Here is a 21,454-nt window from a genome sequence, read left to right on the forward strand (position 1 = left end):
AGAATGATTTTTATTCCATAACATCAACACGTTTTATTTTTAAACAGTCTATTAGAGGAATTCTCATCGCTATGGTAAACTAACGCATCCGACTTTCAGGGCTGTAGTTCATCATGAATTTGCATCATAAAGCGCTCAGGCACTTTATCTCGGCAAGCGTCATCGTTTTGACATCGTCCTTCCTGATTTACGAACTTATTGCCAGCGACAGGGCAATGAATGCCTATATGCGTTATATCATGGAGAGAGCCGATTCGTCGTTTTTGTACGATAAGTACCAGAATCAAAGCATCGCCGCACATTTGATGCGAACTTTTGAAGCGCCGGGAGACCCCGTCACCGCAGAAAAACGCCGCGCGTTTTGCGACGCCTTTGAGGCTATTAACGGTACGCACGGCGTCAACCTGACCCGGCATAATTATCCGGCGCTACATGGCACTCTGCAAACCGCCGCTACACAGTGTACCGATAATCTTGATGACGCCCTTTTACTGCCTGCGTTTGATCAGGCGGTAAGCATCAACCGTTCGCAGGACGACCACAGTCACGGGCTGGGCACACTGGAGCTTAAATTCCGTTATTACGTTGATTTAAATAAACATTATGTCTATTTCTATGATTTAATCAACTCACGGCGCTTCGCCATGCATCGTTGGACTTTTTTACAAAAAGGCACAATGGGTATTAACAGAAAAGATATAGATAAACTTTTTACCGGCCGTACGGTTATTTCAAGTATTTACATGGATGATATTACCCAGGAAAACGTCATGAGCTTTTTAACGCCAGTCTATCTGGCGGGAACGTTAAAAGGTATCGTGATGGTGGATGTTAACCAGGATAATTTAAAAAATATTTTTTATACCCAGGACCGTCCGCTGGTTTGGCGTTATCTTAACGTAACACTAAAGGATATGGACTCCGGAAAAGAAATTATTATTAATCAAAGCAAAAATAATCTGTTTCAATATGTGAATTATAGCCATGATATCCCTGGTGGGCTGCGCGTTTCGTTGTCCCTTGATTTTACCTATTTCCTTGTCTCGTCCTGGAAGGCGCTGGCCTTTTACTTACTGGCAACGGCGCTCCTGCTTAATATGGTACGGATGCACTTTCGGCTTTATCGCAACGTCACACGCGAAAATATTAGCGATGCCATGACCGGGCTTTACAACCGTAAAATATTAACACCGGAGCTGGAACAGCGACTGCAACGCCTGGTCAATGCCGGGACGCCGGTGACATTTGTCGCTATTGATTGCGATAGGTTAAAACTGATCAACGATACCCAGGGGCACCAGGAAGGCGACCGAATTATTACCCTGTTGGCGAAAGCGATTAAAACATCGATTCGTAAAAGCGATTACGCCATTCGCCTCGGCGGCGATGAGTTCTGTATTATTCTTGTTGATTACGCGGCGGATTTGGCTATCCATCTGCCGGAGCGTATTATTCGTAACCTGCAAATTATCGCACCGGATAAGACAGTGCATTTTTCTGCCGGGATTTATAATATGCAGCCCAATGATACGATTAATGATGCCTACCAGGCTTCCGATGCGCAGCTCTATCTGAACAAACAACAAAAACAACATCGTTCATCATAGTGCTTCGCAGTAAATGTTCATATTGCACCAGGAGTGAGAAATGGCCGAAATGACTGAAGTCGCGAAGGGTGCCGCTACACACCAACGTTTAGTGGCTTTATTAACCCAGGAGAACGCGCGCTATCGTGTGGTTAGCCATGAAGCGGTAGGAAAATGCGAAGCGGTATCTGAAATACGCGGTACTGCGCTGGGCCAGGGCGCAAAAGCGCTGGTCTGTAAAGTCAAAGGCAACGGCGTCAACCAGCACGTTCTTGCTATTCTGGCGGCCGATCAGCAAGCCGACCTCTCTCAGCTTGCTTCACATCTGGGCGGCTTACGCGCTTCCCTTGCCAGCCCGGCGGAAGTCGATATGCTGACCGGCTGCGTTTTTGGCGCGATCCCGCCTTTCAGTTTTCACCCCAATCTGAAACTGGTCGCCGATCCGCTCCTGTTTGAGCGTTTCGATGAAATTGCTTTTAATGCCGGCCTGCTGGAAAAATCAGTCATTATGAATACACAGGACTATCTGCGCATCGCCCGACCAGAACTGGCAGTCTTCCGCCGCTTTCAGTCATCGCCAACGGCTTAGTCCCCTCCCTCTTCAAGGAACAATATAGACACAACGATAATGATAAAAATGGCGAAAAACGACGCCGTAATCATCAGCGCTTCAAGAAACGGTGGATCGTACATAATTGTATCCTCAGGAAGACAACAATGACGGTTCACCTGTTAGCAATACGCGGCGTTGATGGCAATTTAATGACAACGCCGTTTTTCACGTAGAGATTGTCTTTCAGGCAGTTGCCTGAAATTCGCATCAATCGTTAAAAAGGCCTGTGCGCTTTGCCGTTTGGGCGTAAAGTAGTCAGGCTTACTTTTTGGCAAGGAAACCATAATGTTTGATGTCACTCTGCTGATCCTGCTCGGACTGGCAGCTCTGGGATTTATCAGCCACAACACCACTGTCGCCGTCTCAATTCTGGTGCTGATTATTGTCCGCGTAACCCCGTTGAATACCTTTTTTCCCTGGATTGAAAAACAGGGACTCACCGTCGGGATTATCATTCTGACCATCGGCGTGATGGCCCCCATCGCCAGCGGAACCCTACCGCCCTCCACATTGATCCACTCTTTTGTGAACTGGAAATCGCTGGTCGCGATTGCCGTCGGCGTTTTCGTCTCCTGGCTGGGCGGTCGCGGCATTACGCTGATGGGAAACCAACCGCAGCTCGTCGCCGGGCTGCTGGTCGGTACGGTACTTGGCGTCGCGCTGTTTCGCGGCGTGCCGGTCGGCCCACTGATTGCGGCGGGGCTGGTCTCTTTAATTGTGGGGAAGCAGTAACTCGCCCGTCAGATACTGGCCTGGCGTCTGCCCCAGGCCTTTTTTAAACATGGTAATGAATGCCGTGGTGGAATCATAACCCAGCATTTGCGCCGTCTGCTGTACATTACGTCCCGCGATTAGCGCTTGTAGCGCCAGAATTAATTGCAACTGATGACGCCAGCGACGAAAGCTTAGCCCCGTCTCTTTGACGACCAGCCGGGCAAGGTTACGCTCGCTCATCGCGAATACGCTGGCCCACTGCCCTAACGTATTCCATCGCGCGGGCTCCTGCGCCATTGTCTCAACCATTTGGCGAATTTTCGGATGCCCCGATACCGGTAATTGCAATTGTTCCTGCGGCTGCTGCGGCAGTTCATCAAACAACACTTGAATAAGGCGCTGCGTTGGCATTTGCGCTCTTTCGGGATCGGTTCTGCGCGCCAGCGACAAAATCAACTCCCGGCATAACGGCGAAATTTTCAGCGTGCAGCAACGCTCCGGCATGACGACCGCCGCAGGTTCAATAAATAAAAAGCACAGCTCCGCCCCTGCGGTCACATGATTACTGTGCGGCAGCGAGCCGGGGAGCCAGACGGCATACTGGGGCGGAACCATCCACATCGCATTTTCCACCTCACAGGTGATCGCGCCGTGCAGAGCAAGAATCAACTGTCCCTTGCGATGCTGATGGCGAGGGCTAAACAGTTCATCATCCCTGGCGCGAATACAAAAGGCCACAGCGGCATCGTGGTGAAGGTCGGGATCGTAACCGTCCAGTCTCAGGCCAATCATTATATTGTCCGATTTTAGCGATAAATTGTCATTTTAGCTTGATTCATCCAAACAGTAAAAACTGTTAAGGTATCGCCTCGCCTGACAAGATGAGAAAACGATGACGACAGCCCTTTCACCACGCGGCAAACAGGGCGCTTTACTGATTGCCGGTATTTTGATGATAGCCACTACGCTACGTGTAACATTTACCGGCGCTGCGCCGTTGCTGGAGACAATCCGTTCGGATTACGGTCTTTCCACCGCCCAGACGGGCCTGCTAACAACCTTGCCGCTTCTGGCGTTTGCACTGGTTTCGCCGCTGGCGGCCGGTATTGCCCGCCGGTTTGGGATGGAACGCAGTCTGTTTGCCGCAATGCTGCTGATTAGCGCGGGTATTGCTCTCCGCTCCCTGCCCTCCGCTGCATTGTTGTTTGCCGGAACTGCCATTATTGGGTGCGGGATAGCGCTGGGTAATGTGCTGCTACCAGGATTGATTAAGCGCGATTTTTCACAACATGTCGCCAGGCTGACGGGCGCGTACTCATTGACGATGGGCGCCGCCGCCGCGTTGGGGTCCGCGCTGGTGGTTCCGCTGGCGTTGCACGGTTTTGGCTGGCGCGGCGCGCTGTTAATGCTGATGCTGTTTCCGCTGTTGGCGTTTCTTATCTGGTTGCCGCAGTGGCGCACTACCCGCTCAGCTAACCTGAGTAGCTCCCGGGCATTACATGAACGCGGTATCTGGCGTTCGCCTTTAGCCTGGCAAGTTACGTTGTTTCTGGGGCTTAACTCACTGATTTATTATGTGATTATCGGCTGGTTACCAACAATACTCATCAGCCACGGTTACAGCGAAGCACAGGCAGGATCGCTACATGGCCTGCTGCAACTGGCGACCGCGGCGCCTGGGTTAGCTATTCCGCTTATTTTGCATCGCTTTAACGATCAACGCTGGATTGCCGCGCTGGTCTCACTATTGTGCGCAGTGGGCGCGGCGGGGCTTTGGTTTGTGCCGGGCCAGGCGATCATCTGGACGCTACTGTTCGGCTTCGGTTCAGGCGCGACGATGATCCTCGGCCTGACGTTTATCGGCCTGCGCGCCAGTTCGGCGCATCAGGCGGCGGCGCTTTCCGGCATGGCGCAGTCGGTCGGGTATTTACTGGCGGCATGTGGGCCGCCCGTCATGGGAAAACTTCATGATGCCAGCGGTAGCTGGTATCTGCCGCTGTCAGGCGTGACGGTTCTGGCTATCATCATGGCGATTTTCGGCCTCTACGCTGGACGCGATCGAGAGATAGCGTCATAAATAAACCTGATACCCACTTGAATGCCTGATGACGCTTCGTTTATCAGGCCTGATCCATTAAAATCATTACCGCTATCCGACAAAAGTACCGTAAGCGACACCATCACAGGAGGGAAAAATGCGAATCCAGTGTAAGCGCGTCTATTTCCCGGCGGAAAAAGACGATGGTTATCGGGTATTGGTTGACAGGCTATGGCCGCGCGGCATTAAAAAAGCAGCGCTGGTCTATGATGAATGGAATAAGGCCATTACGCCCTCAACCGAATTGCGCAAAGCCTTTCATAGCGAAGTGATTGATTTTAACCACTTCGCGCAGCAATACCGGGCAGAACTTGCGCAACAGCATCAAGAAGGCAAACGGCTGGCGGATATTGCCCGACACCAACCGCTAACGTTGCTATACGCCGCTAAAGATACTCGCCAGAACCATGCCATTGTACTGGCGGAGTGGCTACGAGAGCTGTGATTGTCGTGCCGCCGCCTGGCCTGGTTGTCTGTCCGGGGACAACGGCATCAAATGTTCTGCCCGCACCCAGGCAAAACCGTGCTGACCATCGACGGAGGCTACATCGCCCGTAACCAGCCACAGCGCCCGAGGCGCTTCTTTCGGCAGTAAGGTGACGTGTCCATTTACCGGGTTAATGAATTCATCCCCAGGTTGGCACAGGCAAAATAGCTCAACCGACTTACCAATATTCCGCCGTCCGGCGGGTGTTTTAGCGCCAATAACTATTGCCAACGCGCCCGGCTTTAACTGAAACATATTTTCTTGCGCCGCATGAAACTCATTATCAGATTGTTCTTAATCATATCCCGTCGGACCGCAGGTTGTCACTTTTTCGTATCAGGGTGCTCTCTGCGCCATAATGTCCACTCATCAATGATTTCGCCATTGGGCAATTTGCAATCGGAACGCACGCCTTGTGGGGTCTGCACCGGCATCAGCGTACCGCCCTGTTGCTCACAGTAGACGGCTGCCGGATTAGGCATCCCAATGCGCGGCGGCCTGGGGGCGTTGGGTTGCGACGATGAACAAGCGCTCAGCAGCAATACGCCTGGCAACGCAATCCACGTAAATTTCATAACGACTCCTTAAAGCGATATTTTGTCCAGGATAACCTGGCGGGTACGCTATTTCCATACTTTCTGTCAGCGCTTTAGTGGGTGTTTATCCCGGGTTAAGTCAGTAATAACCACGCCCTGTCACAAAGCAACCGACCTTTTGTCGCTGAGAAAACCCTGCTATTCTGGCGCCCCCTGAACAGTGAAGGTAATAGCATGAGAGTGGGTATCCTCTTCCCTGTCGTCATTTTCATTACGGCAATATTATTTTTGGCATGGTTTTTTATTGGCGGTTACGCCGCGCCGGGAGCATAACCATGAGGAAAACAACGATGGTGTTGATGGGCATCGCGCTAATTGCGGCGGCGGGTACCGAACTGGGCTGGTGGTAAATTCATTTTGAATAATAAAGGCTACCTGTCGTAGCCTTTATTATCTCTGAAAGTTCTGCGTTTAGCTTTTGATTTTTCTGTAGATTAACAGCACGACAATCGCGCCGATCACCGCGACTGCAAAGCTGCCGAAGTTGAAACCATCCACTTTGCCAAAGCCAAAGAACGTACTGATCCATCCTCCGACTACCGCACCAACGATCCCCAGAATGATCGTCATAAAGAATCCGCCACCATCTTTACCTGGCATGATCCACTTAGCCAAAATACCCGCAATAAGTCCAAAAATAATCCATGAAAGAATGCCCATTTTTTCCTCACTTATGTCTTAACGTTAGCGGTTTATTTGCCGTTAAAAAGAATAGCACATCGTCAGGAAAGTGAAGTTTGTGATATCCATCACCTTTTAGCGTCGTGGATAAAAGCGCATAAATATCAGGGTTGCAATCATTAATGATAACGATTATCTTTATCAACACCGAGTGGTTGAGTTTATAACCCACCTGTTCGGTACGACATTGCTCACATTGCTTCCAGTATTATTTGCCCGCCTCACCGAGCGCGGGCTTTTTTTGCTAACCGCTATCTATCCCATGTCGAATTCATGGTCTTTTTCAGCCGCGCTATTTTGCGTGATACGGGGTCATCTCCAGCGCCGTACATTCATCCTGCTTGTCCTGCTGCATAAACCCCATGGTCACCATAAACAAACCGATCATAAATGGCACTTCATAAAGCTCTTCAATCAAATCTGTGTAACGCGCGTTATGCAGGAATATCGGCGACAACCACCGATGATGCTCGACAGTGTCGGAAATCAGATATGAACATGCCGTCACGGCAAACAGCCACAATGGCAGAGAAACGTCCCGCAGACGACGAACAATCTCCTTACGTAGCCCGGCAGAAAACAGGACTGGCAAGACTAACGCAGCAATTAATAGCACTGAAATCATTCTGAACAATATACGCGGCTCGTCAGGGAAATAGTCACGCCCCCAACTGGTGCTTCTACCCAGCAGTACCAGCCACCAGACAACAGCCCATAGCCAAAACTGCTTTGCCCCTTCGGGACGGGAAAATGGCCGTATATACCAGGCGGTAAATAGCGCCCCAAACAGTAACCATAACGCTTGTCCGTTTTCAATCCATCGGACCACCACGCCGTTAAGCAAAGGCAATTGCCAGTCCGCCGTAAACGGGATGACCACAGCGGCAAGCGCAAGAGTAAGTGCTGACGAAGTTAATCGGGTATCGAGTTTCATGATCATAAGACTCTTCTGGTTTTTAATACCCAATCATAAGTTTTATGAATACGCTCTCATTAGCAAACAATGCGCTATTCTTAATGTTTTCTTAATGTTTCTTTTCAACCCATGTCTGATGTAAATAAACAGCGCTTTTCAATACGCAAAAACCGCATCACGCTGGCGACGCGTGATGCGGTTTCTCATTTAAAAAATCACTTCATATCAAATAGATACTACAAGATCCTTACCAACCGCAAACGTCGTGTTCGTTTTCGGTATCGTAGGAACGCACGGTATTGACCAAATCCTTCACAACTTCTGCTGCAACTTCAGGTACCAGCAACGTCATCGGTGCTTCCGTTTCATAGTCCACAGAGACGCCGTTGCTATTATTCGTGACCGTGACGGTATAAGTAGCTTTTCCCATTATTATTCTCTCCCGGCATGAATGACTTTTCGTGAGGTCGCCCCTTCCATCAGTACTTCCGGCGCGACAAAAAAGTCGATGTTAAAATAGGTATCATCCGTCATGACCTCAATATTGTGCCACTTTTCCGGAGGAAACACGCCAAACTCGCCGGCATTGATCACCATGATTTCCTCCGGCTCAGAGCAATGTTCATCAGCGTATCCGAGATATTTGACCGCCCCCTGCATCACCGAGAGGCGAGGATAAACGCCGGGTCGCGTTCCCTTATCAAGGTGGCGTTCGAAAATTCCGGCAGGCGCCGTCTCTTTGTTCCAGAATGGCGTGGAACGTGTATGGATATGATTTTGTGGAATTTGCCGCATTTGCTTCCCTCTTCCCGCAGGTTACTCAGCGATAGTCTCATCGCTGTCGTAAAAAGGTTACGCTCCAAAAACAGCATTTTAAATACCATTTATTGGTTACTATTTTGCTGTTTTCCACGCAATAAAACCGAAAGGAGTGCAATGACCCGCCGTTGTCGACGGGTCCAGGGGGTTAAGACTGGAGCGTTGCCAGCCGGGCGGCAAACCCGACGAAAAGAAGGCCAATCAACGAATTGCCCACTTTTGCCAGTTTCTTTTTGGTACCAATATAGTGGGTTACAAAAGCGCCAGAAAGAATTAAAAAGCTCAGATAGCAAAAACTGACGATTTCAAGGGTGGTAGCCAAAATAAAAAATGACACCCCAGTATGCGGCGCAGTAACGTCAATAAATTGCACAAAAAAGGAAACATAAAAAAGTATGGCTTTAGGATTAGTCAGGCTAAGAATTAAAGCACGCTTAAAAATAGCGCCAAAAGGAACTACCGTTTCCGTCGCCGCCCCCCCCTTTGAGGTCAGCGTGGCGTAAAGGATTTTTGCGCCAAGGTAGAGCAGATAAAACGCGCCGAGATAGCGAACAATGTTAAACAGAACCGGCGTTGTTTTGATCAGCGTCGCCACGCCCGCATACGCCAGAAACATTAATATCGCATCGCCGATAAACACGCCGCATGCGGCAAGATATCCTCCTTTAACCCCGCGTCCCACGCTGTTTTTAAGCACAAAAAGCGTATTCGGCCCCGGTACCAGAACGATAAAAATCGCCCCAACCAGGTACGTCCAATAATTCAGAACACCATACTCCGCGAACACATTAACCTCTTCCTGAAAACATTTACGCTTAGCTGCGAAACAGTATGCTAACGAATGCACCGGAAGATGGGAAGCGAAACCACGTCCCTCCAGCCGCTATTCCGCCACGCTTATATCCACATCACCCAAAAACGTTCTTGTATCGCGCCCCCCGCAGGCAATCACCAGGTATTGGCCCACGTTTCCTCATGGGGAATTAACGCGCGCGTCGCACCAAAGACAGAGATGCCAACACATCACTGATATCGCTCTCATTCAGATTCGGCGCATTAAAGTGCGTTCTCAGCCACACCATATCCTCATGGCTGAAAGCGCCGACCATCAGGCGCTGGCTGATAATGATCAACATTTGATTATCAAGTTGTCGAATACGTTGCCGGGTGACCGACAAGGTTTGTATAGGAAAGGAGGGTTCTGGGCCGGTTCGCCACTGCGCTAAATAGCGGTACTGTATCGCTTTACTGGCATCCATTAGCGAACGAATAAAAGGGGTTATCGAATGCGGGTCCAGACCGTTATTTTTCGCTTCTTCTTCAGCCTCGGCAAAAACATTTTGTTCACGCGTGAAATCCTCTATCGGCAGATGGTGCTTCATTTTATAAGCAGCCACATCTTTCATTAATAACATGCGTTCATTGAGCGCGGTTAAGAGTGCGCCAAGCGATACCGACGTTACCGAATCGGCAAAAGTGGTGCTGCACATCAATAAAGAACAAAGAAAAATGGCGATATGACGAATCATTAATCAACCTCCTTTTACGGAGGCCTGACAGTAATTTACCTTTATTAAGATAACATTAAGTAATTATTACAGATTGGTATTAATGCTTATTCGTTTAAACTGGAGTGATAAAAAGAACAGGCCGTTGATTCTGCGGAATCTTCACCTTCACTTAAAGTGCATAAAATATACAACAAATCACACAAATGTGATGCACATCACGTTTTTATGATTTTTTATTACGGTTTTATGATATAGGTCTAATTTTAATAGGTCACTAATTTCTCTCCCCCGCTCAGGGAGATCGGCTTCAATTTACATCGAATATGGTGAAATATGACTACCATTACACTAGTCAACGAACAAAATAGTACTGGCAATCCTTTTTCTGCACATATGTTATGTGAACAGCGAGCTATTCAGGAAATTACTTACGAACTATTGCAATCGCAGCAGCATGTCTCAAATAAAGATATCATCGCCAAACTTATTGAAAAACTGGAAACAGAAAAAGACGTAGTGCAGCTTGATATTTACCGTAATGCCTTAGAAGCCGTTTTGTTTCAGACACCTGACGACATCTAATATATACCCAAAATAATTCGAGTTGCTTAAAGGCGGCAAGGGAGTGAGTCCCCAGGAGCATAGATAACTATGTGACTGGGGTGAACGACAAATCTGCCGGGAGCAGATTTGAACGTCGCGTGCGACGGCCCGTCAGGGCGAGGCCCATGGATGGGCCGAGTAATCCGTAGCCAACACATAAGCAACTTGAAGTATGAAGGGTATAAACAAGGGAGGGGGTTACTCCTCCCCTGTTCGTTAATAATGCAGATGCCTCAACGTGCGGTGCCTGATTTTTCGTAGCCGTTTGCATGGATTTGCGGTGCAACATGCTGCATGCTTTCTGGCATCTCATGCTGCCGGTATACGGCTGGCAGTAATGTTAAGCCTGAGCCATTTTTCACATGAAGACTAAATTTACCCGATTCTTTTAACGCCTGAATAAGATTTTCCTGGGCGGGAGTTAATGTCTCATCATGCCACAGAACAATATGCTCGAAAGACGTTGATAAAAGATCGGGCATCGGCGCCTGCCAGGGGATGACTTCAACTCGCATACCTTCACTACAATATTTAATCGTTTCCAGCCATAGCTCAATGGGGTCGTTCAGCGAAAACGCAGCAATAAGCATTGTGCCTGCTGGCGCCTTTCGTACGCTACTTAGCTGGAACGTGGCGTATTCAATAATCGCAGTATCCAGTAATGCCTTTTCAAATCGGCGTGCATCATCATCGCCTGCGGACAACCACAGCCGTAAAGGACGCAGTATTGACTCAATTACGATACACGGCGGAATTTCCCGACCATAACGCCAGAGTAATTTTCGCAATTTGGCGGGTTCGAATTTTCTACACTGCGCTAAAATCTCTTCCTGGTAGAATAACCATCCCGAGCGGCAATGCGTTTCTTCACCATAGAGGGCAGGTTTAATCTCTTTTAATGAGAAGCCTTTGCTTAACGCGTCGATAATATGCTGTATTCTGATAGCATCTTCTATGCAATAAAAACGATTGCCAACTTCATCTTTGGTAGGTTGAAGCAGGCCATAGCGTTCCCAGGACCTGATATTTGCTGTTGTGACACCACACTGCGCCGCCATTGCGCTAATACTAAAAGTAGCCATGCCTGTCTGGCCTCATGATGATGTAAGAAAGCATAGTGAACCTAAACGCCATCAGAAGCAAATCATTATTAAGCAATGACCTTACTATTTACACGTGAAATTACATTATCGACATTATTTATTGTCAGCCAGTGCGTAAAGGCTTTAGAGACGGACAGTATTTGATAATCCAGAACTGTTCTACAACCTAATTTAGTCAGAACATGGTAGCGTACTGAGTAAATAGTTTTTAAATGTACATTCAGCTCACAGCTTATTTGTCGGATATCCATTCCTTTAACAAGCATCGCCAAAACATTTCTTTCATTCGCCGTTAATCTGACTTTCTCTGACCTGGGGAAAAATTGACCAGCAGCGGCCAAAATCAGTAACTCACGCCACTCAGCAATAGAGGCATCGACCTTTATTCGATATATAGCATGATGTTCATCAATAAAGTTATATTCATTATGGGTAACAATTCCAATGAGTACCGTTTTAAATGTGGAAGTAATATACTGCTGTACGGTGTAGTAATCGTCGATATCAAAAATAATATAATTTACGTTACCAGCTATTATTGCGACGTCCTTAAATAAGGACTCCAGACCATAATTAAGAAACAGGTTTTCGCTCAATAGTCTTGTATCTGTCTTTAAAACAGATGATGCGGAACCAGTCATATCCACCTCAACAAAACGAGAGCCATGTGGGAATATCCATTCGATGGCCCGCATAAGATCATCTGCTTACTTCAGCGATGAGAACCTATTAAGTAGTAGTTGAGGAACGCCGTTTGCGCAACCTGACAGACGTCCTGGGGCATCTTATGTGAACTGCGTGGGGATGTGCGTTTTCGCAAAATCCACAAAGCGTACGACCGCAGGCAGCAAAATATGCCAGTCCTGCTGCTCCAGACCTAAATATTCACGCTGCGCCGCACGCAACGTGGCAGCATAATCTTCCGGCAACTGAGGTAACAGCCAGTCAGCCGCCGCATCCTTAGAGGTAAATCTCCCGGTAGAAAGGGTGTACCAGATACGCGCCAGGGTTAAAACGATATGATACTCATCTCCCTGCACATCTGCCGTGGATTGCCAAAGGTCGAGGGGATAACGCAAGGCCTTCAGCAACTGCGCCGCAGGGGCTGGCGTGAACAGCCGTTCCGCGCGTTCGCCCTTTAGCGGTATACTGGTTTCCAGAATTTGGGTTATCAGTAACACAATGTCCCAGTCCTGCTGCGCTGGTTCATAAATCCCCTGACAAATGTCCTCTCTTAGCCACTCGCCAAATTGCATTTCCCTGGAAGGTGGAAAACACCAGGGAACCAGCTGCGAATAAAGCACGACAGTGACCTCCAGAGCGCGTTTTTCTGCCGACGCCCCCGGCGGCGATGAAAGCGCCAGCAATTCCTGCATCAGCGTTGCGCGTTGGGTCTCCGTCAGCGGCTGGCATATTGTCACCAGCAGATCAATGTCGCTGTTTGGCTTCAGACCGCCCGCGACAGCGGAACCATATAAATGAATAGCACGCAACGTATCGCCTGTGACACGAGTAATCAGGCGACATGCCGCTTCCGTTTGGCATTGAATCGAGGGCGGTATGGACAGCGTCATCATCGCTCCGGGGGCGCAGGTATTTTTTATATTGATTGCCAGAAATATGGCATAACGGCAGAAAAAAAGCTCGCTATTCATAGCGAGCTTTTAACATTGCAATCAGACTTAATGATGTAGCATTTCGTCAACGACCTCATTCGCCTTTAACTGATAAGGATAATAGGTAGGCCAGTTTTCCATCTCTTGCAACAATGCCTGCTGCGAGGTATTTCCCATAAAGATATGGAAATGCGCCGATTTGCGCGGGGCAATGATATGATCGCTAAACTGAACATATTTAGGCGCTTTGCTATTCGCATCTTTACATTCGAACAGGTAGCGCACCCCTTTTTTACCCGATGCGTAAGTCAGAATTTTATAGCCGGCATAATTGTATTTACAGGATGCAACGTTATTGTCGCGATGGAATTCTATAACGCCATTTTCAATGCCAATAGTCTCAACATTCGTCGCGTATCCTTTGCGATAATACGCTTTAATATCCTCAAACGTTTTCTCCGGGTCTTTCTTCGCCTTTTGTCTGAAGACAGGGTCCAGCTCGCCGCTGACCAGATAAGGATAGACGGATTGCCACATACCATCCCAGTCGGTGAGCGCGCGATCGCGTACATTAGCGTCATCAAACACGCCCGCTGCCGCTTTTTGCTCAACCTCCGTCATCGGCGCGCCATGAGCATGATGACCATGCGCGAAGGCAGGACTATTTACCAACAGCATTCCCAGAAGCATTGTCAGTTTTTTTAAATGAATCACCAAAACGTTACCCTCATCTTTTTTAGAAAGATGATTGTTATATTATAACATTGCACTTATTTCAACAGAAACTCAGCGGCCACCGCGCAGGTGGCCTTTTTTGATATCAACTGGTCCGCCATCGAGGAATTGAACCCCGAACCTTAGAGGTAGAAGCTCTATGCTCTATCCGGTTGAGCTAATGGCGGAAGAAAAATTACGCGGCCATTTTAAGGCAGACGTCTGCGCATTGGCTGCATGCCCGCGCACAATTCTGGCAATGGTCGTGATCGTGCCTTGCACACTCTTCGGCGCAGGCTTTGCAGATATCCGCGCACAGGCGGCATAATTTTTGTGAGTACTCGCTTTCCAACGCCATAAATTGCGCCGCCAGGCGACAAATGGCCGCACATTGCATATCTAACTGGATGCAGTGCTTCATCATTTCGACGTTATCTTCACGCAGACAAGAAGAGGCGCAGATATCACACGCCGCCGCGCATTCATAACACTGCTCAATACACTCACGATATTCTTGTTGCATAAATGACTCCTTATTTTATTAAGAGGAGTAGATAAGTCTGCACAGAAACGCCGGGATAGCCAAACGGCTACCCCTCTTTTTCATACTTTTTGAACAAAAGTGCTGAATAAAACAGCAATAGTAAAGCCGGAAATTGGCCTCCGTGATGTGACGTCTATACTGTAATGTTCATCTGCTTTTCATCGGAGGTAAAATGGAGTATTTAGCACGACTAAATATCGTTGCGATGCTGATGTCAACGACGTTCTGGATCAATCTGGCGGTCGTTTTTTTCGTCACCCTCATTACTTACTGGCTCATCAACTGGCTACTTAATGTGGTCTATAAAGCGCTACAACGCCCGGATAAAAAGGATGATGCTCATGGGCGGCTGCGGCCTATTGTTTTCGAGATGCTGAAAAAGACCAGTAAAATGCTCATCTTTTTTGCCGCATTTCTCTTTAGTCTGCGCTTTGTCGCCCTGCCCGACCGGTTATTCTCTACCCTCTCTCACGCCTGGTTTTTAGTGGTTGCGATTCAAATGGCGATTTGGCTTGATCAGGGCGTACAGTCATGGATGCGTCATTTACTGTATGCCCCAGGCTCCAATAAAAACCCGGTGACGTTAGTCATTCTTGGTATGATTTTGCGCGTGCTCGTCTGGTCTATGATGTTGCTCTCCATCCTGGCGAACGTCGGCGTGGATATTACCGCACTGGTAGCCAGCCTCGGCGTGGGCGGTATTGCTATTGCCCTGGCGGTACAAACCGTTCTGAGCGATGTCTTCGCTTCGCTGTCGATTGGTTTCGATAAGCCCTTCGAGATCGGCGATTTCGTCGTCTTTAATGATGTAGCCGGTACGATTGAACATATCGGTTTGAAAACCACTCGCATCCGTAGCCTCAGCGGCGAACAGATTGTTTGTGCGAACGCGCAGTTGTTGCAGCAAACCATACACAACTATAAGCGGATGCAAACGCGTCGTATCGTGTTTACTTTTGGCGTCGCCACTGCGACACCGCCGGAAAAGTTACGCTTCATCGGCGATATGGTGAAAAAGATTATTACCGATGTCGGCGAAACACAATTCGACCGCGCCCATCTACTGGCCTTTGGTCAGGATCGGCTGACCTATGAGGTAGTGCATATCGTCAATACCGCGGATTACAATAAATACATGGATATTCAGCAAGAGATAAATATCCGTATTATTGAAAAACTCATTGAGAATGATATCGAACTGGCGCTGCCAAGTCTGGTCGTCAGAGCTCCTGTACAGGTTGAAGAGACCAGGGACTACAGTAATACCGCTGATGCAAAAAACGCAGATAAACGCGTCATGCAATAAAATCTCTGCCGACAATAACGGGAACCCATGGGTTCCCGGTGCGTTAACGGCGACACGGCAATGCGGAGAAACGACTTGCGGCTATTCCACCTGTAAATGGCGGGTACAGACTTGATCAAGCAGCGCAGACTGATGACTAATCACCAACATCCCTAATGAACGGCTGCGACACACCTCAAGCACGTATACCCATATCGCTTTTTGAATAGACGGATCGAGTTGCGCCGTCATTTCGTCGGCAATCAGAAAACGCGTTCGCGGGTCAAGCGCGCGCAGTATCGCAATTCGCGCCAACTCCCCGCCAGAGAGCTGCATTGGCCGACGCGTCAGCCACTCGGGCTGCACATACAAACGCCTCATCGTTTCCGGGTCAGGCTGCCAGGCATCACGCACAGCGTCTCCGGCGCTTCGCCAGGGATTAAACGTCAGTTCAGGATGCTGGGGGACAAGCTGTACCGGACAATACTGATGCAGGGGTAACGGGCTACCGTCCAGCAGAACGTCGCCCGCCGTCGGTTTTTGCCATCCGGCCAGGACGCGCCCCAACGTTGTTTTCCCCGTTCCGCTTGGCGCATGAATTCCTACCCGTTCACCGGCAGAAATCGTAAACGTCAGGTTCTGCCATAAGACTTTCCCACCCTGACGAATAACGAGGTCGCGGCAGCTTAGCATTCTATTCCCTCTCTGGTCGGCATAAATAACGGGTTTAGTTCAGGCAATGCTTGCCATTGTCGTTTTAACGGCTCACTCATCTCTTCCGGCTGTAATCGTTCACAGCGAATATTGTCCGTGATATAACCCTGATGCAGCGCCACAATGCGATCGGCATACCGCGCCGCCAGCAGCAGGTCATGAGTCACCCACAGCACGCCGCATCCCCGCTCGCAGAGACCTCGCAAGTGCTCAAGCAACTGGTTTGCCAGTGCGGTATCAAGCCAGGCGGTGATCTCATCCGCGAGGATATAACGTGCCTGGCTGAGCGAGGCGTGGCACGCCAGAATTCGTTTAGCCATCCCGCCGGAGAGCTGGCGAGGAAAGCGTTCCAGGACTGTCGGTTCGAGATCGCTTTGCTGCAATAGCTGTACCATCTGCGTCTCATCCCAGACGCGTCCGGTCAGATGACATGCTCTGTTCAAATGTTTTCTGATATTCAGCATGGGATTAAGCGCCTGTACCCCCTGCGGCACGTAGCTAAACGTATTGCCCCTAAGCTGCCTGATGGTATGTCTGTCCAGCCGGTTGCCATCAAGCGTAATTTCCCCCCGAAAGCGTAAATTTTCCGGCAGCAGATCGAGCAGGCATTGCAGCAGCAGACTTTTGCCCTCCCCGCTGCCGCCAACCAATGCCACCATTTCTCCGGGCGCGATATCAAAAGAGACATTCTGTAATAACGGCGACCAGCGTCTCGCGCCATACCAGCGATAACGCGCGTTTTCCAGCGTAACCTGTTGAAAACTCAGCATACGTCACTCCTTAGCCACAGCCGCTGAATGGCGCGCGCAAACTGATCGAAGAGCATCACCAGCGTGAATAACATTAGGCCGGGAAACAGCACCAGCCACCAGTTTCCATGGCTAATAAACCGTAACGCATCCGCCAGCAACAGCCCCAGCGAAGGCTCATGCGGCGCCAGCCCAAACCCCAGAAAACTTAACGCCGCGCTGTGCAATACCGCATGAGGAAACATCAATAACGTTCCCGTCAACCATTGCGGCAATAGCGCCGGAAAATAGTGATATCGCCAGCAATAAAGGTGTCCATGCCCCAGACGATAGGTCAATGTCAGGTAGTCACTCTGCGCTACCCGCTCCGCGTCGGCGCGCAGAATCAGCGCCAGACGGGGCCAGTGCGTTAACGCCACGGCCGCAATGACGCCGCTTTTACCGCCGCCGAGCGTAAAACAGATAAGGATCAGCAAAAGTAAATGCGGCATGGCGAGCATGGCATCGGTTATCAGCCGCATCAGGAGGTCCAGCCGGGGATGAATGCGCGCCGCTGCCGCCATCACTAGCGCGATAACGCCGCTGCACAGCGCGGCGCCAACGCCAATTTGTAAACTGGTGAAGGCCCCCTGAAAGCAACGCAGCCATACATCACGCCCCAGATTATCGGTGCCAAACCAGTGCTGGATATCAGGCGACAGATGCCGGGCAAGCAGATTAACCTCTGGCGGCTGGCTCAACGTGGCATAACCGTATCCAGCAATAAACAGCAGACAGGTAACGGAGAGGATCAGACGAAGCAACGTTGGGGCAGGATTATAGAGCATCGGGACGCTCCAGCGATCGATTAAGCACCACCACAAGCCAGGCTGAAATCGTATTTCCGGCAAACACTAATAGCGTACAGAATAAAACGATCCCCATGAGTAGCGGGACATCGCCACGCAGGCCGGCATCGATAGTGGCCTGTCCCAGCCCCGGATACGCAAAGACTTTTTCTGCCAGTAACGCCCCCCCCATCAGTTCGCCCAGAGAAGCAAACTGTAAGCAGAGCGCTGGGGTAATCGCATGACGTAACACCTGGTGACGTAACAGCGACCATCCTTTATCCCCCTGAGCGCGCGCAAAACGAATAAATTCGCTCTTCATTACGCTGGCTATTTTTTCTCGCGTATGCAGCGCAATTTGCCCCATGCCCAACAGACTTAACGCACATACCGGCAACACAAGATGGCGTAAACGTTCCGATAAAAGAGCTGTTCCTGCATTATTTCCGGGGTCCCAGGCGCAACAAACAGGTAATATCGGCCAGCGGACGGCAAACAGCGCCAGCAACAGCATTGCTATCCAGAAAGTGGGCAACGATGACAATAAGTAGCTGATACGGCAAATCATCTTATCCGGCCAGCGGTGGAGAAAACGTCCGGCCAGAAAACCCAATGTCACGCCCAGCACACCAGACAATAGCCAGGCGCCTGCCAGCAGCGCGAATGACGTCGCAAAACGTTCCCGGATCACGCTGGCGACAGGCATGTTGAACAGCATGGAATACCCCATGTCTCCCTGGAGCAGACGCCAAAACCAGTGACCGAAACGCTCCCACAGCGGCTGGTCAAGCCCCCAGCGCGCCGCAATCCGCGCATATTGTTCTGGCGGAACATGGAGCAGATCGTTGCCGATATAAGCACGGATAGGATCAACGGGCGAAAAGCTGAGCAAAATGAAGGTGCCGGCAGCCACCAGCACCAACAGAATAATCAGCCGCAAAAAATGGCTGAAGAACAATTTCATCACCGACAGGTCCAGGTCCAGTCATCAAGATTGTTTAACACCGACCAGCTACCGTGGATTTCTGGCGCGCCTTTCCCCAGATCAATACAAGGGTTGGCCAAATAGGTATGCTGAATATTAAGCAGCCATGCCCATGCCGCATCGCCCTGAACGCCCGCGCCCTGCTTTCCATCCCACTCAACCTGCTGCCAGAAAGGAATCGCCTTTTGCCAGTCAGGCGCATCTATAGCCTGTTTCAGATGTGCTTCTACCGCAGGGTTGCTGTAATAGCCCGGGTTATAATATTCCACACCAGCGGCTTTCCCGCTGTAGTGATGGAAGAGTTCCATCGGGTCCAGACTTCCCCAGCCAAACAGCGTAGGGTTAGCGTGCATATGGCGCTCTACGGTTTCCCAGCTTCCCGATTGCAACGAGACGACAATGCCTAAAGGCTGCAACATGGCGCGCACCGCCTCGGCCAGATCCCGCCGGGTGCTGTCGCCACTGGCATACCATAAGGTCAGACGCGCTTCTTTACCTGCTTTTTCACGCACGCCCGCACTGTTTATCTTCCAGCCAGCCTCTTCCAGGATGGCGCGCGCTTTTGCAATATCGCCATCGCTGAATACCACTGAAGGATTTTGCCACGGCAATCCCTGCACCGCGCTATAGGCGGGTATCGCATGGCCTTCCATCACCTGTTCCGCTAGTTGCTTACGATTAATGGCATAGTTAATTGCGCGTCTGATAGCGACATCAGCGGTCACATCGTTGCCGACAGGATAACCGTTAGCATCCTTTTTACCGGCTGGCACCATCGGGAAGACTATGCCCCGGTTTTCAACGCTATCGCGTACCCAGAGTTTAAGATTATCCTGCTGCGGAGCCACCGCCATAGAAGGGGCAATGCGCACCAGTCCCAACTGTCCGCTGCGCGCGGCGGCATAAGCATTATCTTCATCCAGGAAGACAAAAACCAGCCGGTTAAAGTCATTCTTTTTACCTGCATACCAGGGGTTGGCTTCAACAATCAGTTGCTGACCAGGCTGGAAACTGACCAGTCGGTACGGACCGGCGCCTATCGGTTCGCGGGCAAACGTTTTTTCATCATAACGGCTGGCCGGAACAATCCCTAACGACCCGAGTACATTCACAAAGGTACTCTGCGGATGGCTCAGCGTCATCTCAATTCGGCGCGCATCCAGCGCTCGCGCATGACTAAAGTTGCCCATGTCAATTTTACCGCCGCTCTTCGCCGCTTTGTTATATGTAAAAACGACATCTTCGGCAGTTAATGGCGAGCCATCGGAGAATTTCAGATCGGGTTTTAAGGTCAGTATCCAGGTTTTACCATCGGGGCTGGTGTCCACTTTTTCCGTCAGTAAATTACCCCAACTCATATCGGCGTTTTGCTTGAGCAACGGCGCATGAAGCAATAAGTAACTGCCGTGGCTCCAGCCCAGCATAGGATCAAAGCCTTCCGTTGGCTCAGGGCCAATGGCCAGCTTTAAGGTATGGCCATCTGCCGTGTCCGACGCGGCGAAAAGCGGCGAGGTGAATGCCAGAGCCATCGCGCACGTTATGAGCGCCAGTTTGCCTTTAATCATCAGTTTACCCCAGATTATACGTTGTTTTTGTTCCTCCCGGCGCAGCATAAACGTCGGGAGGCCTCCTGAGGACGGCATTATGGCGAGCATTTGTAATGAAAAAATTGATGCAGAACAGAAAGTATGACGATCTTTTAAAAACATCATACGCACAAACGCCGGGAGCGCCAACGTGGGCTAAAGGCCGCTTTTGATGGGGATAAAACGCAAGAGAAATGATGCCAGGAATAGCGGGTTAATTAACGCCATCTTATTCTCTTATTGCCTTTCTATTCTGTATTACGTCTTCCCATCCGACGCTGTTCATTTTCTCAACGTTATTAGTCAGTGCTGAAACGTAAGAAGGTATCGTAATTAGCGCCTCCTGGCTTTAAACCTAAACCAATATTAAACGAACCGGGCGTTAATGAAACTTACCAGCAGAACACCAGTCATATGGCAACCCGATGAAATGACATGCTATGGAGTCCAACCGAAAAATGTTAACGCCGCCAGGGCTCGTGATGATTTTTTTAGCCGTACTGTTCTCATTGCTGACAGGATGCGCAAGTTATAAAAACACGGCGTGGGGAATATATCCGGCTTCAACGGATATTTGTCCATCAGGTACGACATCAACAGGAGGGTGCAAAGAGTAATATCGCATATTTAATATACACCACTTTTTAAATGACTGTCCGGACATTTTCGGACGGTAAATTTTCTATTAATTTATAATGGACTAATCC

At 49.7% G+C, this 21,454-nt stretch carries 28 protein-coding genes, 1 tRNA gene and 1 pseudogene; 9 read left to right on the forward strand and 21 right to left on the reverse strand.

The genetic code is table 11. The features are described 5' to 3' along the window. Positions 1-113 precede the first annotated feature (113 nt). The gene (gene dgcJ, locus LDB27_RS12400) at positions 114-1,607 is read left to right on the forward strand and encodes a diguanylate cyclase DgcJ (protein WP_001048654.1); all 1,494 of its coding nucleotides are present in this window, start codon (positions 114-116) and stop codon (positions 1,605-1,607) included. A gap of 49 nt (positions 1,608-1,656) precedes the next feature. Continuing rightward, positions 1,657-2,175 (forward strand): YbaK/prolyl-tRNA synthetase associated domain-containing protein, encoded by a 519-nt coding sequence (locus LDB27_RS12405; RefSeq protein WP_162149666.1) that lies wholly within the window; start codon positions 1,657-1,659, stop codon positions 2,173-2,175. On the opposite strand, the gene yoaI is transcribed toward LDB27_RS12405, so the two are convergent. Beyond that, the gene (gene yoaI / locus LDB27_RS12410) at positions 2,172-2,279 is read right to left on the reverse strand and encodes a small membrane protein YoaI (protein WP_000272232.1); all 108 of its coding nucleotides are present in this window, start codon (positions 2,277-2,279) and stop codon (positions 2,172-2,174) included. The two genes, LDB27_RS12405 and yoaI, sit on opposite strands and share 4 nt — an antisense overlap. 205 nt (positions 2,280-2,484) lie before the next feature. Here yoaI and LDB27_RS12415 point away from each other — a divergent pair, with 205 nt between their 5' ends. Next, entirely contained in the window at positions 2,485-2,931 is a 447-nt protein-coding gene (locus tag LDB27_RS12415; RefSeq protein WP_000460698.1) for a DUF441 domain-containing protein, read from the forward strand. On the opposite strand, the gene LDB27_RS12420 is transcribed toward LDB27_RS12415, so the two are convergent. Then, positions 2,911-3,705, reverse strand: a complete 795-nt coding sequence (locus LDB27_RS12420; protein WP_000579793.1) for an AraC family transcriptional regulator — start codon at positions 3,703-3,705, stop codon at positions 2,911-2,913. The genes LDB27_RS12415 and LDB27_RS12420 overlap by 21 nt on opposite strands. 100 nt (positions 3,706-3,805) lie before the next feature. Between LDB27_RS12420 and LDB27_RS12425 the strand changes: the two genes are divergently transcribed. Beyond that, on the forward strand, positions 3,806-4,990 hold the full coding sequence (locus tag LDB27_RS12425; protein ID WP_000205357.1) for a CynX/NimT family MFS transporter: 1,185 nt from the start codon (positions 3,806-3,808) through the stop codon (positions 4,988-4,990). 118 nt (positions 4,991-5,108) lie between these two features. After that, entirely contained in the window at positions 5,109-5,456 is a 348-nt protein-coding gene (locus LDB27_RS12430) for a DUF488 domain-containing protein (RefSeq protein ID WP_001222528.1), read from the forward strand. Here the strand turns inward: LDB27_RS12430 and LDB27_RS12435 are convergent. Further along, positions 5,442-5,753 carry a hypothetical protein gene (locus tag LDB27_RS12435; protein WP_000487132.1) on the reverse strand — a complete coding sequence of 104 codons (312 nt, stop codon included), beginning with the start codon at positions 5,751-5,753 and terminating at the stop codon, positions 5,442-5,444. The genes LDB27_RS12430 and LDB27_RS12435 overlap by 15 nt on opposite strands. Before the next feature lie 68 nt (positions 5,754-5,821). Beyond that, on the reverse strand, positions 5,822-6,073 hold the full coding sequence (locus tag LDB27_RS12440; protein ID WP_000673492.1) for a DUF333 domain-containing protein: 252 nt from the start codon (positions 6,071-6,073) through the stop codon (positions 5,822-5,824). A 195-nt stretch (positions 6,074-6,268) separates the two neighbouring features. Between LDB27_RS12440 and LDB27_RS12445 the strand changes: the two genes are divergently transcribed. Then, entirely contained in the window at positions 6,269-6,367 is a 99-nt protein-coding gene (locus LDB27_RS12445) for a YoaK family small membrane protein (RefSeq protein ID WP_001589065.1), read from the forward strand. A 138-nt stretch (positions 6,368-6,505) separates the two neighbouring features. Here LDB27_RS12445 and LDB27_RS12450 read toward each other — a convergent pair whose 3' ends face one another. The 6 genes from LDB27_RS12450 to LDB27_RS12475 form a co-directional block, all read right to left on the reverse strand. Continuing rightward, positions 6,506-6,754, reverse strand: a complete 249-nt coding sequence (locus LDB27_RS12450) for a GlsB/YeaQ/YmgE family stress response membrane protein (protein WP_000512149.1) — start codon at positions 6,752-6,754, stop codon at positions 6,506-6,508. A gap of 313 nt (positions 6,755-7,067) precedes the next feature. Continuing rightward, positions 7,068-7,709 carry a hypothetical protein gene (locus tag LDB27_RS12455; RefSeq protein ID WP_000762774.1) on the reverse strand — a complete coding sequence of 214 codons (642 nt, stop codon included), beginning with the start codon at positions 7,707-7,709 and terminating at the stop codon, positions 7,068-7,070. Positions 7,710-7,938: 229 nt separating this feature from the next. Then, the gene (locus LDB27_RS12460) at positions 7,939-8,121 is read right to left on the reverse strand and encodes a DUF1869 domain-containing protein (RefSeq protein WP_000513733.1); all 183 of its coding nucleotides are present in this window, start codon (positions 8,119-8,121) and stop codon (positions 7,939-7,941) included. 2 nt (positions 8,122-8,123) lie between these two features. Beyond that, a complete protein-coding gene (yeaR, locus tag LDB27_RS12465) occupies positions 8,124-8,486 on the reverse strand; it encodes a DUF1971 domain-containing protein YeaR (protein WP_001248993.1) in 363 nt (120 codons plus the stop codon). Positions 8,487-8,658: 172 nt separating this feature from the next. After that, positions 8,659-9,297, reverse strand: coding sequence for a leucine efflux protein LeuE (gene leuE, locus LDB27_RS12470; RefSeq protein WP_000457186.1), 639 nt, complete (start codon positions 9,295-9,297; stop codon positions 8,659-8,661). 196 nt (positions 9,298-9,493) lie between these two features. Continuing rightward, complete coding sequence (locus LDB27_RS12475; RefSeq protein ID WP_000617984.1) at positions 9,494-10,039, reverse strand: chorismate mutase; 546 nt, start codon at positions 10,037-10,039, stop codon at positions 9,494-9,496. A gap of 82 nt (positions 10,040-10,121) precedes the next feature. Here LDB27_RS12475 and LDB27_RS12480 point away from each other — a divergent pair. Continuing rightward, a pseudogene (locus tag LDB27_RS12480) lies at positions 10,122-10,276 on the forward strand (hypothetical protein). 78 nt (positions 10,277-10,354) lie between these two features. After that, positions 10,355-10,603, forward strand: a complete 249-nt coding sequence (locus LDB27_RS12485; protein ID WP_000208086.1) for a biofilm/acid-resistance regulator YmgB/AriR — start codon at positions 10,355-10,357, stop codon at positions 10,601-10,603. Positions 10,604-10,857: 254 nt separating this feature from the next. Here LDB27_RS12485 and LDB27_RS12490 read toward each other — a convergent pair whose 3' ends face one another. The 6 genes from LDB27_RS12490 to LDB27_RS12515 all read right to left on the reverse strand — a co-directional run bounded on the left by LDB27_RS12490 (position 10,858) and on the right by LDB27_RS12515 (position 14,580). Next, complete coding sequence (locus tag LDB27_RS12490) at positions 10,858-11,706, reverse strand: MerR family transcriptional regulator (RefSeq protein WP_000190269.1); 849 nt, start codon at positions 11,704-11,706, stop codon at positions 10,858-10,860. A 68-nt stretch (positions 11,707-11,774) separates the two neighbouring features. Then, a complete protein-coding gene (locus LDB27_RS12495; protein WP_001562706.1) occupies positions 11,775-12,368 on the reverse strand; it encodes a helix-turn-helix domain-containing protein in 594 nt (197 codons plus the stop codon). 144 nt (positions 12,369-12,512) lie between these two features. Then, positions 12,513-13,301, reverse strand: coding sequence for a cryptic aminoglycoside nucleotidyltransferase ANT(3'')/ANT(9) (aadA, locus tag LDB27_RS12500; RefSeq protein ID WP_000175805.1), 789 nt, complete (start codon positions 13,299-13,301; stop codon positions 12,513-12,515). 108 nt (positions 13,302-13,409) lie between these two features. Continuing rightward, entirely contained in the window at positions 13,410-14,057 is a 648-nt protein-coding gene (zinT, locus tag LDB27_RS12505; RefSeq protein WP_001537483.1) for a metal-binding protein ZinT, read from the reverse strand. 111 nt (positions 14,058-14,168) lie between these two features. Beyond that, positions 14,169-14,245: transfer RNA gene (locus tag LDB27_RS12510), tRNA-Arg, on the reverse strand. A gap of 8 nt (positions 14,246-14,253) precedes the next feature. Continuing rightward, positions 14,254-14,580: a four-helix bundle copper-binding protein gene (locus LDB27_RS12515; protein WP_001183767.1), complete on the reverse strand. Its 327-nt coding sequence runs from the start codon at positions 14,578-14,580 to the stop codon at positions 14,254-14,256. Between the two features lie 193 nt (positions 14,581-14,773). Between LDB27_RS12515 and LDB27_RS12520 the strand changes: the two genes are divergently transcribed. Further along, on the forward strand, positions 14,774-15,907 hold the full coding sequence (locus tag LDB27_RS12520; protein WP_000456062.1) for a mechanosensitive ion channel family protein: 1,134 nt from the start codon (positions 14,774-14,776) through the stop codon (positions 15,905-15,907). Positions 15,908-15,988: 81 nt separating this feature from the next. Here the strand turns inward: LDB27_RS12520 and LDB27_RS12525 are convergent, their stop codons facing one another. Genes LDB27_RS12525 through LDB27_RS12545 form a run of 5 tightly spaced genes read right to left on the reverse strand, consistent with a single transcriptional unit; the run spans position 15,989 to position 20,774 of the window. Continuing rightward, complete coding sequence (locus tag LDB27_RS12525) at positions 15,989-16,579, reverse strand: ATP-binding cassette domain-containing protein (protein ID WP_000947463.1); 591 nt, start codon at positions 16,577-16,579, stop codon at positions 15,989-15,991. Next, a complete protein-coding gene (locus LDB27_RS12530; RefSeq protein ID WP_000948308.1) occupies positions 16,573-17,370 on the reverse strand; it encodes an ATP-binding cassette domain-containing protein in 798 nt (265 codons plus the stop codon). Before LDB27_RS12530 ends, LDB27_RS12525 begins: the two co-directional genes overlap by 7 nt. Further along, positions 17,364-18,176 carry an ABC transporter permease gene (locus tag LDB27_RS12535; RefSeq protein ID WP_000966647.1) on the reverse strand — a complete coding sequence of 271 codons (813 nt, stop codon included), beginning with the start codon at positions 18,174-18,176 and terminating at the stop codon, positions 17,364-17,366. The genes LDB27_RS12530 and LDB27_RS12535 overlap by 7 nt, the downstream gene beginning before the upstream one ends. After that, on the reverse strand, positions 18,166-19,140 hold the full coding sequence (locus tag LDB27_RS12540) for an ABC transporter permease (protein ID WP_001529169.1): 975 nt from the start codon (positions 19,138-19,140) through the stop codon (positions 18,166-18,168). The genes LDB27_RS12535 and LDB27_RS12540 overlap by 11 nt, the downstream gene beginning before the upstream one ends. After that, the gene (locus LDB27_RS12545) at positions 19,140-20,774 is read right to left on the reverse strand and encodes an ABC transporter substrate-binding protein (protein ID WP_000946070.1); all 1,635 of its coding nucleotides are present in this window, start codon (positions 20,772-20,774) and stop codon (positions 19,140-19,142) included. Before LDB27_RS12545 ends, LDB27_RS12540 begins: the two co-directional genes overlap by 1 nt. Positions 20,775-21,454: the final 680 nt, after the last annotated feature.

Origin of the sequence: Salmonella sp. JXY0409-18, assembly GCF_020268625.1 — a bacterium.
Classification (GTDB): Bacteria; Pseudomonadota; Gammaproteobacteria; order Enterobacterales; family Enterobacteriaceae; genus Salmonella; species Salmonella enterica.

Bases quoted from the DNA above. Each gene is read 5' to 3' on its own strand.
- LDB27_RS12520 (WP_000456062.1), top strand. From the start codon at position 14,774: ATGGAGTATTTAGCACGACTAAATATCGTTGCGATGCTGATGTCAACG.
- LDB27_RS12535 (WP_000966647.1), bottom strand. From the start codon at position 18,176: ATGCTCTATAATCCTGCCCCAACGTTGCTTCGTCTGATCCTCTCCGTT.
- LDB27_RS12415 (WP_000460698.1), top strand. From the start codon at position 2,485: ATGTTTGATGTCACTCTGCTGATCCTGCTCGGACTGGCAGCTCTGGGA.
- LDB27_RS12485 (WP_000208086.1), top strand. From the start codon at position 10,355: ATGACTACCATTACACTAGTCAACGAACAAAATAGTACTGGCAATCCT.
- LDB27_RS12435 (WP_000487132.1), bottom strand. From the start codon at position 5,753: ATGTTTCAGTTAAAGCCGGGCGCGTTGGCAATAGTTATTGGCGCTAAA.
- LDB27_RS12440 (WP_000673492.1), bottom strand. From the start codon at position 6,073: ATGAAATTTACGTGGATTGCGTTGCCAGGCGTATTGCTGCTGAGCGCT.
- LDB27_RS12450 (WP_000512149.1), bottom strand. From the start codon at position 6,754: ATGGGCATTCTTTCATGGATTATTTTTGGACTTATTGCGGGTATTTTG.
- dgcJ (WP_001048654.1), top strand. From the start codon at position 114: ATGAATTTGCATCATAAAGCGCTCAGGCACTTTATCTCGGCAAGCGTC.
- LDB27_RS12405 (WP_162149666.1), top strand. From the start codon at position 1,657: ATGACTGAAGTCGCGAAGGGTGCCGCTACACACCAACGTTTAGTGGCT.
- LDB27_RS12525 (WP_000947463.1), bottom strand. From the start codon at position 16,579: ATGCTAAGCTGCCGCGACCTCGTTATTCGTCAGGGTGGGAAAGTCTTA.
- yeaR (WP_001248993.1), bottom strand. From the start codon at position 8,486: ATGCGGCAAATTCCACAAAATCATATCCATACACGTTCCACGCCATTC.
- LDB27_RS12445 (WP_001589065.1), top strand. From the start codon at position 6,269: ATGAGAGTGGGTATCCTCTTCCCTGTCGTCATTTTCATTACGGCAATA.
- LDB27_RS12475 (WP_000617984.1), bottom strand. From the start codon at position 10,039: ATGATTCGTCATATCGCCATTTTTCTTTGTTCTTTATTGATGTGCAGC.
- LDB27_RS12455 (WP_000762774.1), bottom strand. From the start codon at position 7,709: ATGAAACTCGATACCCGATTAACTTCGTCAGCACTTACTCTTGCGCTT.
- LDB27_RS12495 (WP_001562706.1), bottom strand. From the start codon at position 12,368: ATGACTGGTTCCGCATCATCTGTTTTAAAGACAGATACAAGACTATTG.
- LDB27_RS12540 (WP_001529169.1), bottom strand. From the start codon at position 19,140: ATGAAATTGTTCTTCAGCCATTTTTTGCGGCTGATTATTCTGTTGGTG.
- LDB27_RS12545 (WP_000946070.1), bottom strand. From the start codon at position 20,774: ATGCTGCGCCGGGAGGAACAAAAACAACGTATAATCTGGGGTAAACTG.
- LDB27_RS12430 (WP_001222528.1), top strand. From the start codon at position 5,109: ATGCGAATCCAGTGTAAGCGCGTCTATTTCCCGGCGGAAAAAGACGAT.
- aadA (WP_000175805.1), bottom strand. From the start codon at position 13,301: ATGACGCTGTCCATACCGCCCTCGATTCAATGCCAAACGGAAGCGGCA.
- LDB27_RS12515 (WP_001183767.1), bottom strand. From the start codon at position 14,580: ATGCAACAAGAATATCGTGAGTGTATTGAGCAGTGTTATGAATGCGCG.
- LDB27_RS12460 (WP_000513733.1), bottom strand. From the start codon at position 8,121: ATGGGAAAAGCTACTTATACCGTCACGGTCACGAATAATAGCAACGGC.
- LDB27_RS12490 (WP_000190269.1), bottom strand. From the start codon at position 11,706: ATGGCTACTTTTAGTATTAGCGCAATGGCGGCGCAGTGTGGTGTCACA.
- LDB27_RS12425 (WP_000205357.1), top strand. From the start codon at position 3,806: ATGACGACAGCCCTTTCACCACGCGGCAAACAGGGCGCTTTACTGATT.
- LDB27_RS12530 (WP_000948308.1), bottom strand. From the start codon at position 17,370: ATGCTGAGTTTTCAACAGGTTACGCTGGAAAACGCGCGTTATCGCTGG.
- LDB27_RS12420 (WP_000579793.1), bottom strand. From the start codon at position 3,705: ATGATTGGCCTGAGACTGGACGGTTACGATCCCGACCTTCACCACGAT.
- yoaI (WP_000272232.1), bottom strand. From the start codon at position 2,279: ATGTACGATCCACCGTTTCTTGAAGCGCTGATGATTACGGCGTCGTTT.